The 12,921-nt window shown below is 46.7% G+C and carries 10 protein-coding genes; 6 read left to right on the top strand and 4 right to left on the bottom strand.

The features are described from left to right. Positions 1-50 precede the first annotated feature (50 nt). Positions 51-185: a hypothetical protein gene (locus ACQY1X_RS04195; RefSeq protein ID WP_016514848.1), complete on the bottom strand. Its 135-nt coding sequence runs from the start codon at positions 183-185 to the stop codon at positions 51-53. Between the two features lie 809 nt (positions 186-994). On the opposite strand from ACQY1X_RS04195, the gene ACQY1X_RS04200 reads away from it, so the two are divergent. From ACQY1X_RS04200 to ACQY1X_RS04215, 4 genes are all read left to right on the top strand, one after another. Next, a complete protein-coding gene (locus tag ACQY1X_RS04200; protein ID WP_430015425.1) occupies positions 995-2,317 on the top strand; it encodes a CmpA/NrtA family ABC transporter substrate-binding protein in 1,323 nt (440 codons plus the stop codon). 146 nt (positions 2,318-2,463) lie between these two features. Further along, positions 2,464-3,291, top strand: a complete 828-nt coding sequence (gene ntrB / locus ACQY1X_RS04205; protein WP_194017859.1) for a nitrate ABC transporter permease — start codon at positions 2,464-2,466, stop codon at positions 3,289-3,291. 131 nt (positions 3,292-3,422) lie between these two features. Then, on the top strand, positions 3,423-5,429 hold the full coding sequence (locus ACQY1X_RS04210; RefSeq protein WP_430015426.1) for a nitrate ABC transporter ATP-binding protein: 2,007 nt from the start codon (positions 3,423-3,425) through the stop codon (positions 5,427-5,429). Positions 5,430-5,475: 46 nt separating this feature from the next. Next, on the top strand, positions 5,476-6,474 hold the full coding sequence (locus ACQY1X_RS04215; RefSeq protein ID WP_430014045.1) for an ABC transporter ATP-binding protein: 999 nt from the start codon (positions 5,476-5,478) through the stop codon (positions 6,472-6,474). A gap of 277 nt (positions 6,475-6,751) precedes the next feature. Here ACQY1X_RS04215 and ACQY1X_RS04220 read toward each other — a convergent pair whose 3' ends face one another. After that, complete coding sequence (locus ACQY1X_RS04220) at positions 6,752-7,378, bottom strand: DUF2301 domain-containing membrane protein (RefSeq protein WP_004159461.1); 627 nt, start codon at positions 7,376-7,378, stop codon at positions 6,752-6,754. 148 nt (positions 7,379-7,526) lie between these two features. On the opposite strand from ACQY1X_RS04220, the gene thiO reads away from it, so the two are divergent. Next, a complete protein-coding gene (gene thiO / locus ACQY1X_RS04225) occupies positions 7,527-9,503 on the top strand; it encodes a glycine oxidase ThiO (protein WP_430015427.1) in 1,977 nt (658 codons plus the stop codon). Between the two features lie 80 nt (positions 9,504-9,583). Here the strand turns inward: thiO and ACQY1X_RS04230 are convergent, their stop codons facing one another. Then, positions 9,584-11,119, bottom strand: a complete 1,536-nt coding sequence (locus tag ACQY1X_RS04230; RefSeq protein WP_430014047.1) for a TolC family protein — start codon at positions 11,117-11,119, stop codon at positions 9,584-9,586. A gap of 202 nt (positions 11,120-11,321) precedes the next feature. Between ACQY1X_RS04230 and ACQY1X_RS04235 the strand changes: the two genes are divergently transcribed. Then, positions 11,322-11,546 carry an addiction module antidote protein gene (locus ACQY1X_RS04235; protein WP_430014048.1) on the top strand — a complete coding sequence of 75 codons (225 nt, stop codon included), beginning with the start codon at positions 11,322-11,324 and terminating at the stop codon, positions 11,544-11,546. Positions 11,547-11,724: 178 nt separating this feature from the next. Here the strand turns inward: ACQY1X_RS04235 and lpxD are convergent, their stop codons facing one another. Further along, positions 11,725-12,756, bottom strand: a complete 1,032-nt coding sequence (gene lpxD, locus ACQY1X_RS04240; protein ID WP_430014049.1) for a UDP-3-O-(3-hydroxymyristoyl)glucosamine N-acyltransferase — start codon at positions 12,754-12,756, stop codon at positions 11,725-11,727. Between the last annotated feature and the right edge of the window lie 165 nt (positions 12,757-12,921).

The raw sequence follows: 12,921 nt of genomic DNA on the forward strand, positions 1-12,921 counted from the left end.
TATCAGTTAGAACAGGGAACAGGTAAAAGGGGGAATAGCCCCCCAAGATTTTATTTTTTCTCCTTGTACTGATTTGGTGGCGGTTTAACATTAGAACCACCCGTGGGCGGTTTACCAGGGGGTTTATCAATTTTAGCTTGATAGCCGTCGTTTTTCTGAACCCGTCGTTCTTGTTTTTCGGACATTTAAGTTACCTCTGTTTGATGCTGCCAAAATTCAATCAGCTAAGACGTATTTAAACCGCTTATTCTTAGATTAGCCGAATCTCCCTCAATCCCTTTACTGTTGCCAGAGTGCAAGAGTGCCTCATCTCAACAAGCAATTTAAATACGCGGGCAGCTTATTACATTTTGGGCGCACGCAGTTCGATAAACTCACTGACCACGATTGGCCCCTACCATTGGCGCAATAATATTATTGTAGGGGCGAATTGCCTTCACCCTCTTTTAATAACTTCTGCTGCTCACCATAACTGGGAGAGATTCACAAATGTGAGATACACCCAACCAGTAATCATTGAACTGCAAACTCAAATCCGATAACTGAGTCAAGATGGCTAAAAATCCCCATCGCCCTACCATGCGTTTCAGACAAATTTTTATGCTTTTATTACATGACTGGCAATATTTTGTAACAATCTATACGAATTTTCCTGTTGAAGACTGTAAATTTAAGTTAATTGCTTCGGTAATAACCCTGAAATAAACTGATCTTTCTAGCCCAGATGACCAAAAACCGCCCCTATCTATCTATCGACTCCTCAAAACTGTTATGCTTCTAGAAAAAATCTCTTAGACAAAAACTACTGCTAAATCTCCCCAGATGGAGAAGCAAAAGCGATCGAGAGATAAAAATAGTCAAAGCCTCCTTACTGAATCAACAGTTACTTTCAAGAAATTTTCTCGGTTATCACCGCAGTCAGTTAGGGGAAATAATGAGAATTTTTCACCGTTTCATCACCTTTGTTTAGTTTCTAATCACGATTTTTTAGTCCATGAGTAAACTTTCTAGACGTAGATTTATCTTCACTGCCGGGGCAACTGCCGTAGGAACAGCAATTCTCCACGGTTGCGCCACTCCCAATAATACCGCGACCAGTCCCTCCCCGGCCGGCAGTCCTGCAGCTTCCCCCGTTGCCAGTGGAGAAACTCCCGAAGTCACCACCGCTAAACTAGGTTTTATTGCCCTCACCGACGCTGCCCCCTTGATTATCGCCAAGGAAAAAGGTTTATTCGCTAAACACGGGATGCCCGATGTGCAAGTGATGAAACAAGCTTCTTGGGCTGCAACCCGCGATAACCTCGAACTCGGTTCGGCGGGTAACGGTATCGACGGGTCCCACATCCTCAGCCCCATACCCTACCTAATGACCTTGGGCAAAATCACCAAACAGCCCGTACCAATGTATATTCTGGCGCGTTTGAATACCAACGGTCAAGCGATTTCCATTTCTAATGAATACATGGATCTAAAAGTTGCCCTCGATAGCGGTGTACTGAAAGAATCCTTCGCTAAAGCTAAATCTGCGGGCAAAGAAGTTAAAGCCGCCGTAACTTTCCCCGGTGGTACTCACGATCTCTGGATGCGCTATTGGTTAGCCGCCGGCGGCATCGATCCGAATAAAGATCTATCCCTAATTGTTGTTCCTCCACCACAAATGGTGGCTAACATGAAAGTCGGCACTATGCAAGCTTTCTGTGTGGGGGAACCTTGGAACGCCCAATTAGTTAACAAAAAACTCGGTTATTCGGCCCTGATTACTGGGGAACTGTGGAAGGATCACCCCGAAAAAGCCTTCGCTTTACGCGCCGATTGGGTGGATAAAAATCCCAAAGCGGCAAAAGCTTTAACTATGGCTGTTCTAGAAGCGCAGCAATGGTGCAACGATCCCGCTAATGTTAAGGAAATGTGCGAGATTATTTCAGGACGGGAATGGCTGAAAATTGACCCCGCCGATATCTTGGGCAGAATGCAGGGTAATATCGATTTCGGTGATGGTCGCAAAATCGAAAATAGCCCCGTAGCCATGAAATTCTGGGCTGATAACGCTTCCTATCCCTACAAGAGTCATGATACTTGGTTTGTGACTGAAGACATCCGTTGGGGCTATATTCCCGCCGATACGGACATCAAAGCTTTAGTTGATAAGGTTAACCGGGAAGATATCTGGAGAGAAGCCGCCACAGCCCTCAATGTTCCGGCTGATCAAATTCCCACCTCTACCTCTCGCGGTGTGGAAACTTTCTTTGATGGTGTTACTTTTGACCCCGAAAATCCCACCGCTTACCTGAAATCTCTCAAGATTAAAAAGGTTTAAATCAGTGGTTCAGTGATCGGTAATCAGTCAACAGTTAAAGATGATTTGCTGATAACTGGTAATTAATAACTGATAACTGATCACTGATGCTGATCACTGATAACTGAACCACTGATAACTGATAACTGAACCACTGATAACTGATTATGGCTGTTTCTATTTCTCGTCGTTCTCAAGGTCCGAAATGGGTAAAAGACCTCAAAAAAAAATTACCCAAACTAGCAACTTCGGCGATTGCTTTATTAATTTTCCTTCTCATCTGGCAAATACTCTGTTTTAGTCCCGATGCTCCCCTCCCTAGTCCCACTAAAGTGGTTAGCGATACCTGGGAATTAATTATTAATCCCTTTTTCAATAATGGTGGCACGGATGTGGGGTTATTCTGGCAAATTTTCGCCAGTTTACAACGGGTGGCCGTCGGTTTTACCCTTGCCGCTATTGTTGGCATCGCTGCGGGTATTTTAATCGGTAGCAGCGCCCTAGTTTATGATGCGATCGATCCGATTTTTCAAATCCTGCGTACCGTTCCCCCCCTAGCTTGGCTACCCATCTCCCTAGCGGCTTTTCGTAATAACGAACCTAGTGCCATATTTGTAATTTTTATTACAGCAATTTGGCCAATTATTATTAACACAGCCGTGGGAGTACAGCAGGTTCCCCAAGACTATAAAAACGTCTCTAGAGTGTTGAAATTATCCAAAGTTGAATATTTTTTCAATATTCTTTTTCCCGCCACCGTTCCCTACGTTTTCACGGGATTAAGAATCGGTATCGGTTTATCTTGGTTGGCGATTGTAGCGGCAGAAATGCTGATCGGTGGCGTGGGAATTGGCTTTTTTATCTGGGATGCTTGGAATAGTTCCATGATCAGTGAAATTATCCTCGCCCTGATTTATGTGGGTATTGTTGGTTTCCTACTCGATCGCCTCATGGCCTACATCGCTAAATTAGTTGTACCCGAAGAAAATAAATAGGGTTTGCTGAAAAATTTTTGGGTGGGGGCAGGGTGTGGGGAGCTTTTTAAGTAAACAGTAAACTAAAAACTCACATCTGATAACTGATAACTGATAACTGATAACTGATAACCGATAACTGATAACTGAAAATGTCTGCATTTATTGAAGTCGATCACATTGATAAGGTTTTCCCTCTCCCCGATGGCCGTCAATATATCGCCCTAAAAAATATCGATCTCAGCGTTACTCAAGGGGAATTTATCTCTTTAATCGGTCACTCCGGTTGCGGGAAATCCACCCTCTTAAATATGGTCGCTGGACTCGATCGCCCGACGGTGGGAGGGGTGATTTTAGAGGGAAAAGAAATTAAAGGTCCCGGTCCCGATCGCATGGTAGTCTTCCAGAATTATTCTCTGCTGCCCTGGTTAACCGTCCGGGAAAATATCGCCCTAGGAGTTAACCGCGTGCTGCGTCATCTACCGGCTGCTGAACGCAAAAGTGTCATCGAACATAGTATCGATATGGTACACCTGCGCCATGCCGCCAACAAACGACCGGGAGAATTATCGGGAGGCATGAAACAACGGGTAGCGATCGCCCGCGCTTTAGCCCTACGGCCAAAAGTCCTGCTACTTGATGAACCCTTTGGGGCGCTGGATGCGTTAACCAGAGGCAATTTACAGGAACGTTTGATGGAAATCGTCGAGGAAAGCCACGTTACCTGTATCATGGTCACGCACGATGTGGATGAAGCCCTATTACTATCCGATCGAGTGGTGATGTTAACCACCGGTCCAGAGGCCCATATCGGTCAGATTCTCGATGTTCCCATTCCCCGGCCCCGGCATCGTTTGGAAGTAGTTAACCATCCCAGTTACTACTCCCTCCGTAACGAGATCGTTTATTTCCTCAACCAACAGAAGCGATCGAAGAAAGTCGGCCAACCCACCGAACCAGTAACAGTGATCGGCCAAGCTACCAGATTGAAAACCAATCCCACCATCGGTTTTATCCCCCTCACCGATTGCGCTCCGATTATTATCGCCAAAGAGAAAGGTTTCTTCGCCGAGGAAGGATTAGAGGATGTTGTCCTGCAACGGGAACCCAACTGGAAAGCACTCGCCCAAGGAGTGGCCACCGGTCGTCTCGATGCGGCCCAGATGGTGGCGGGAATGCCCCTGAGCATGACCATTGGGGCTGGAAATAAGCCCTCTGTCCCCGTGATTAGTGCTTTGGTACTCAGTCGCAACGGTAACGCCATCACCCTCAGCAATAAATACAGGGAATTGGGGGTAGAAAAACTCGAGGACTTAAAGGAGGCCCTCCAGCAAAGTCCCGATAAAATCGCCACTTTCGGCATGGTTCACCCCGCTTCCATGCACAATCTACTGTTACGCTACTGGTTAGCTAGTGGCGGCATCGATCCCGATAGTGATGTCAATTTAGCCGTAATTCCGCCGCCTCAAATGGTTTCCCTACTAAAAGCGGGTAAGATCGACGGTTATTGTGTGGGGGAACCCTGGAACTCCTACGCCGTTCACGAAAAATTAGGCTACGTTATCGCCACCGATCTCGATATTTGGCCCGGACACCAGGAAAAAGTCCTCGGAGTCAAGGAAACTTGGGCAGCGAAACATCCCGAAACCCATATCGCCATGGTGAAAGCTTTAATTAAAGCCTGTGAATACTGCGATGATCAGCGTAATCGAGAACATATCGTTAATATTCTCAGTCAGCCCCAGTATGTGGGTGTGGATAGGGCAATTATCCGCCCCGGTTTCCTCGATGGTTACGATCGCGGTTTAGGAACTGCCCCCGAACCCCTATTCCGATTTAATCAGTTTTACGTCGATCAAGCTAACTGTCCAGGCCGCAGTGAGGCCCTATGGACCCTAACTCAGCTTGCTCGTTGGGGTTACGCACCGTTCCCCCGCAACTGGGTGGAAGTGATTGAACGCGTCCGTCGTCCCGATCTGTTTGGTGAAGCTTGCCGGTCCCTGGGCCTTCCCGATTTGGAACCCGATCGCCACAGTTTTGCCCTCTTTGATCGTCTTATTTTCAATCCTGACGATCCGATCGGCTATCTGGAACGTTTTTCGATCCGTCGCGATTATCGCGTCTCAGAAGTTCTCCTCGATGATCCCGTCGCTAATTAATGGTTGTGGTGGGCTTTGCCCACCTTAAAATAAATCTAGGACGAATATGCAAACTTTTACCGATAAGACCGTGAATTCCAGCACCACCACCCAGCCTTTTTTATTAGTTAGTAATGTTGCCAAAGAATACCCCTCTCCCGAAGGGGTTTACACCGTTTTAGACGGTGTGGAGCTGCAAGTCAATGAGGGGGAATTTGTCTGCATTATCGGTCACTCCGGCTGCGGTAAATCGACTCTTTTGAATATGGTGGCGGGGTTTTCTTCTCCTAGTCGTGGGCAAGTGCTGCTACAGGATAAAGAGGTTAAGGAACCAGGACCGGACCGGATGATGGTATTCCAAAATTATTCGCTTTTGCCCTGGAAAACTGCCTTTGAGAACGTTTATATCGGGGTTAGTTCGGTTTATCCCCAAAAATCTCACGCTGAGAAGGTGAGAATCGTGGAAGAAAATCTATCCTTAGTGGGATTGACAGAAGCAGCCCAGAAAAAACCCCCCCAATTATCGGGAGGCATGAAACAACGGGTTGCGATCGCCCGCGCCCTGGCCATTCGTCCCCAAGTCCTCATCCTCGATGAACCTTTTGGAGCCCTAGATGCGATTACTAAAGAAGAATTACAGGAAGAATTGCTGAAAATCTGGCAAGAACACCAGTTAACCGTGTTGATGATTACCCACGATATTGATGAGGCTTTGTTCTTGTGCGATCGCTTGGTGATGATGACCAACGGCCCAAGCGCTAAAATCGGGGAGGTGTTAAAGATGCCTTTTGCTCGTCCCCGGGTTCGTTCCCAAATTACTGAGGATCCCCGTTACTACGAACTTCGCAATGAAGCCCTCGATTTCCTCTACAATCGTTTTGCCCATTCGGAGGATCCCAACGAGGATGCCCCCGAACAACCCCGCACAGAAAATCTCGTGGGTAAAATTGTTACTGCTATTGGTGGCATAGCTTTACTCGCTTTTGTCGGTTTTAGCCTGATACAAATGTTCACTAGCAAGACTGCCAATACTACTAATCCGGCTACCATCGAGGCCCCCAGATAGGTAACAGTTATCAGTTATCAGTTATCAGTTATCAGATTTGAGTTTTAAGTGACAGTATTAAATATAAGTTTCTTACTATCTTTTCACTGATTACTGTTTACTGATTACTGACCAAGAATAAACCAGAAAGAGACAAAGAACAAAAAGCTGAAACCCGATCAGTTTAACTTATATAGTAGTGATCGATCTTTGTGTCCTTTGTGTCTGGAGTGGTTCGTTCCACTCACTTGCCCGCAAGACTATATCTTAGAATAGATTTTAATCTCTGGAGAGTTTATCAGTGATTAAGATGTTCAAAGACCGATTTATCACCGATATCGTTGGGGAGAGGTTGGCTTAATTTTCTCAGAGCAAAGATAACGAATAAAGTCGCCCAGAGAATTAATAGCCCCTTTTCCCAATTTAAGGGCAATATCCCCAAAAGATGACCGAGTAAAAGAGTGGGAACTAGAGGGGTTAAAAACTTGGTTTCTAGACGATTAAAACAAAAAGCTTCTTTGAAATAAATCCCCGTGAGACTAGCAAAAATAAAGCCGACACCGAATAAACTCACCGGATGGTTATAGACAAATTCTAGGGGAGAAAGGTGAGAATAGAGGCTGAAAATTAGGGAAGTAATCGCCCCGATTAGCCAAAAAAATTGCAGGAGACGATGGAGGGGAATTAAATATATATGGATAGTCAATAAACTGATGCCTAACCCCAGACAAAAACCCATGTATAAAAGGTTAGTCAGGGGCAGTAATTGCGGTCGGGTGAGAACTATAATTGTAGCGACAGCGAAACTAAAAGCCGCTAAATTTAAACCCAGACGGTAGAGACGCACCCCTAGGCGATCACTATCCGTAATCGTAAACTCTCCGAATTGACCTTGATAAACTCGATCGACAGCAGGGGAAGTCATAATGCTCTAAAGAAAAAGGGAAGCTTAGAAAAGATCGACTACAAATTATCTTAAGCTTAAATTATGCCAGTAGCCCCACTTCTCCCTCCTCTCGGCTGACTAATTGCGAGTTAGGATCAAGGTTACATTTCCTTTAGATTTTTAAGCCATGTCGTTGAACCAAGAATCCCTCGCTTTTAGCCATGGGAGGGTCAAGAACTCAACTAGCGAAATTTTGATCGTGGGCGGTGGTATCATCGGATTAGCGATCGCCGTCGATTTGCAATTGCGCGGGGCAAAAGTTACCCTCCTAGTTCGAGATATAGCTCAGGCCGCTAGTCGTGCGGCTGCGGGAATGTTGGCCCCCCATGCAGAAGGCATTCCCCCGGGCCCGTTTCTCGATCTTTGTCTGCGATCACGATGGCTATATCCAGAGTGGAGCCGCAAAATCGAGGATTTAACGGGGATAAACAGCGGTTACTATCCCTGTGGTATTCTTGCTCCCATTTACGAGCTAGAGCAGCCCGTTACTACCGAGGAAGTTAATAAAATTTGGTTAGACAGCAATGCAGTTCACCTCTACCAACCCGGATTAGGTAAAGATGTGATCGGTGGTTGGTGGTATCCCGACGATGGACAAGTGGATAACCGGCAGCTAGTGACTGCCCTGCAACAAGCGGCCGAAAATTTAGGGGTAGAAATTCGCCAAGGCATAGAAGTCCACGCGTTACAGCAAAAGCAGGGAAAAGTCAAGAGTATTTATACCTCAATTGGGGAATTAGAAGCAAAAATTTACATTTTAGCGGCGGGATCCTGGACGAGTCAACTTTTACCCCTCCCTATCCATCCCGTCAAAGGTCAAATGGCCGCAGTAAAAATGCCCCCTAACCAGACCTTAGCTAGGGTTTTATTCGGTCCGCAAACCTATCTAGTTCCCCGTCGCAATGGTCGTTTAATTATCGGGGCCACTTCCGAAAAAGTCGCCTGGCAAACGGGTAATACACCCCAAGGACTACAAACCCTTTTTGCACGCGCCACCCGTCTCTATCCCCCTTTAGCTGACTGGGAAATCGAGGAGATGTGGTGGGGATTCCGTCCGGGTACAGCGGATGAATTACCCATTTTAGGCCGCAGTAGCTGTGATAACCTGATTTTAGCCACCGGTCACTATCGCAATGGCATTTTACTAGCTCCTGTCACTGCTTCCTTAATCGCTGACCTGGTGATTAATGACAAAGTTAATCCCATTTTGACCCATTTTAGATGCGATCGCTTTAATCAACCATCACCCGTTACTATTCCACCTATGTCCTTAACTATTATTGAGAATAAACCCCAAGCGCTTTTATCGCCCCAAAATGATCGCCTCATTATTGCTGGGAAAACCTTTCACTCCCGCTTGATGACTGGGACTGGCAAATATGCCAATCTGACAACTATGCAGGAAAGTATTAGTGCCAGTGAATGTCAGATCGTCACCGTTGCCGTTAGACGAGTACAAACGAACGCACCCGGTCATGAGGGATTAGCAGAGGCGATCGATTGGTCTAAAATTTGGATGTTACCCAACACTGCCGGTTGTCAAACGGCCGAAGAAGCGATTCGGGTGGCCCGTTTAGGGCGAGAAATGGCCAAATTATTGGGACAGGAAGACAATAACTTTATTAAACTCGAAGTTATTCCCGATCCTAAATATTTATTACCCGATCCGATCGGAACTTTGCAAGCGGCCGAACAATTAGTTAAAGAAGGTTTTGCCGTACTGCCCTATATTAACGCCGATCCTCTCTTGGCCAAACGTTTAGAGGAAGCCGGCTGCGCCACGGTTATGCCCCTAGGATCGCCGATTGGGTCGGGACAGGGGCTGAAAAATGAGGCAAATATCGCGATTATCATCGAATCGTCCCAAATTCCCGTGGTGGTCGATGCCGGGATCGGTACACCCTCAGAAGCAGCCCGGGCCATGGAAATGGGGGCCGATGCTTTATTAATTAACAGTGCGATCGCTATGGCGGCCAATCCAGCTATGATGGCCCAAGCCATGGCAATGGCGGCAAAAGCGGGACGTTTAGCCTATTTAGCGGGAAGAATGCCGATTAAGTCATCTGCTAGTCCTAGTTCCCCCCTGACGGGAACGATCGCCTAACCCAGAAATCTATTGAAACGCGTTAAAATAGGGGAGATTTGGCCATCTCTCCCCACACCACACCTCGATAGATCGTACAATTAACGCACTTCAAACAAACGATTGTCCGGTAAATTACTAATCGATCGCTGGAGACTATTCAAGGATTTATTGTAATCAACGATCGCCTGCAGATAACGACTTCTGGCATCGGTTAAATCCCGTTGGGAGTTGATAACGTCCGTTTGGGTTCCCACACCCGCCTGAAAGCGTAAACGGGCTAATCGCAGACTTTCGGTGGCGGATTCAATGCTTTTTTGCGAAGTTTTGATGTTTTCTTGGTTAGAAATCAAACTATAGTAGGATTCCTCCACCTGAAGGCGGATTTCATTGCGACGGAGGGAAAATTCCGTATCGGCGCGATCGATATTTCTTTCCGCTTGACGAGCGCGAGCAAAAGCACGACCACCATCAAAGAAAGTCCAACGAATCCGGCCACCGACGCTAAAACCATCGCCAAAACCAGCTTCATCACTGAGATCGTTAAGGACATTATACTCGCCCAGAAGGTCCACTTGGGGAATCACCGCCGAAATAGCGATCGAGCGGTCTTCTGCGCTAATTTCCCTCTGTAAGAGTTGTTGTTCTAATTCCGCGCGATTTTTATAGGCCAAAACGATACTATCATTAAGACTTAAGCCCCAAGTTCCCGCCTCGCGAATCTCATCGGCAGCGGTTAACTCGATCTGCTGACCGACACTCAATATCTGTGCCAGTCGTCGTCTAGCGATGCGTTGGGTAGAAATCGCCCGGGTTAAGTCTTGGTTAGCGTTAGCGAGGTCAACTTCCGCCTGTAGGACAGCAAATCGGGTTCCTAGTCCCGCTTGCTCCAATAATTGAGCATCGCGTAAACTTTGACTAGCATCTTCGATCGCAGCTTGGGCGATCGCAACTTGGGCATCACCCCTCTGTAATTCATAATAGGCATCGGTGGCATCAAAACGAGTTTGTTCCGAGACTCGTTCCACCTCTAATTCCTGTTGCCGGATGACTTTTTCAGCCCTTTTGATCTGGGCTGTCCGTTCACCCCCTGTATAAACCCCATAGACGATGCGAACACTACCCTGAAAGTTGGTACTATCTTCGGGTGTAGTGGCTGGGATGCCCTGTTGACGAGCCAACTCATTCTGTCTTTGGGCAACTGCCGATTGATCTTGAGTGAGACTGGTTTCCGCTTGGGCCGTGGGTAATAAGGCCGCCTGTTGTTCCTTTAATTGGGCGCGAGCGATTTCCAAATTAATCCGCGATGTCTGTAAGGTCTGATTATTTTTTAAAGCTAATTCGATCGCTTGATTTAAGGTGATCGGTTGTACTACCCTAATATTCACCTCATCCGGTTTGGTGGGAAAAATCAGGGGATTGCCACTAGGATTAAGATAATTAGGGGCTTTGGGATCCGCTTCCGTGGTTGCTGGTGCCGCCGAGGGACCAGGTAATTGAGACACTGGATTGGCAGTAGGTCGGGGTTTCTTCAATAAATCGGCAGCGGACTGAGTTTGTGCCTTAACCGAGGATTCAGCCAAGAAAATCAACCCAAGCACCGCACTCACGGTAATACCATAACGCAAGAGCAACATGAGTATCTCGAAAGTAAACAGTAAACGATAAGAAGTAAACAAGCTCACACCACTATGTTGGCCGATTACTAATTACCGATAGTAACACGGGAGCATGAAAGCCACCCTCTTTTAAGCGCCGGCTAAAATTTAGATTCGATTGATTTTGAACGGGACATCAAAACAGCATTAGATTTAGCCCAATACTTATAGGAGGTTCTCTATGGCTACAATTCAGACTTATACTTGGGATGCAGCAGATCATTTGAAAACAAAAGAAGATATCGCTGCTTATCTGGAAGCTGCCCTCGAAGATGGCGATCCTAGCTTAGTAGTGGCAGCATTAGGCGATATTGCTCGTTCTCAAGGGATGACTCATATTGCTCGTGAGACGGGTTTGGGACGGGAGAGTCTCTATAAATCTTTGTCGAATCGGGGTAATCGGTGAGTTTGCTACAGTTCTTAAGGTTTTGCAAGCACTTGGGTTACGCCTGCAAGTTGTACCCATTATCGAAAAATCCCTAATCAATAATCCTACTGACTTGAAAGAGGGTGTGGGGTGTCGGAAGAATAAATAGAAATAATCTCCTGTCTCCTGTCTCCTGTTTCCTGTCTCCTGAATAGGGCTATTTTTTCAATTGCTTAACTGCTTGATAGATTTCGGGTAAACGCTTGTAAGCGGCTGCTACCTTGAGGAATAGTTTATGAGGCATAGCAGGAGAGCCAGAAACCACTTCTCCTGCACCGATATCGTTGTGAATGCCAGCCTGAGCGGTTGCGATCGCACCGTCCCCGATCGCTGCTTGATTGGCAATGCCCACCTGTCCTGCTAAAATAACCCGATTGCCCAATTTTACGCCTCCTGCCATGCCCACCTGTCCTGCTAGGGCGCAAGCTTGGCCAATTTGGCAATTATGGGCAATATGGACGAGATTATCGATCTTAGTCTGGCTACCGATGCGGGTTTCTCCCACTGCCGGACGATCCACGGCGCTATTACAGCCAATTTCTACGCCATCTTCTAAGACCACGATACCCGATTGTTCCATCTTAAACCAGCCTTCGGGAACCGGCACAAAACCGAAGCCCTCCGCACCAATAACAGCGCCACTGTGGATAACGCAATCATTGCCGATTTGTACCCGTTCGTGAATGGTACAGTTAGCGTGGAGAGTTGTGCGATCGCCAATATGTACCCCAGGGTAAACAACGGCGTTAGGATGAATGCACACCCCATCACCGAGGATGACATTCGCTTCTACCACAGCATGGGCCCCGATGGCAACTTTATGGCCGATTTTAGCCGATGGATGCACCACGGCGGTGGCGTGAATGTAGGGTTGGGGCTGAAAGGGTTGATAGAATAATTTGATGGCGTGGGCGAATAAAAGTCGGGGATTGGCACTAGCTAACCAAGGGATGCCGCGTTCGTCGGCCTGTTGTTGTAAATTGGCATCCAGGGGCAGAATTAGGGCAGTAGCCTCAGTTTTGGCGACAAAGGCAGCAAATTTTCCCCCTTCGATATAGCTAATCGTATCGACTAGGGCGGTTTCGATGGGAGTTATGGCTTTAATTTGGGGATTTCTGTCGGGATAGGCAGTTAAACTGTGAGCAGAGACTAAAGGGCTTAATTTTTGGGCAATTTCACTAAATCTCATAAATATATACTGCGATCGAGATAGGGCTTATCCTAGGATAGTTTAAAACTATACTGATAATCTTGTCGTTATTATAGTCAAAAAAGTTGCTAGTTTTTTAGGGAATAATTCCTGTTTTCCATTTCAACAAAGCCGATGTCGATCTGGAGCGGTTTTGGGGATAAT

The organism is Microcystis protocystis FBCC-A270, assembly GCF_050500235.1.
Lineage (GTDB): Bacteria > Cyanobacteriota > Cyanobacteriia > Cyanobacteriales > Microcystaceae > Microcystis > Microcystis ichthyoblabe_A.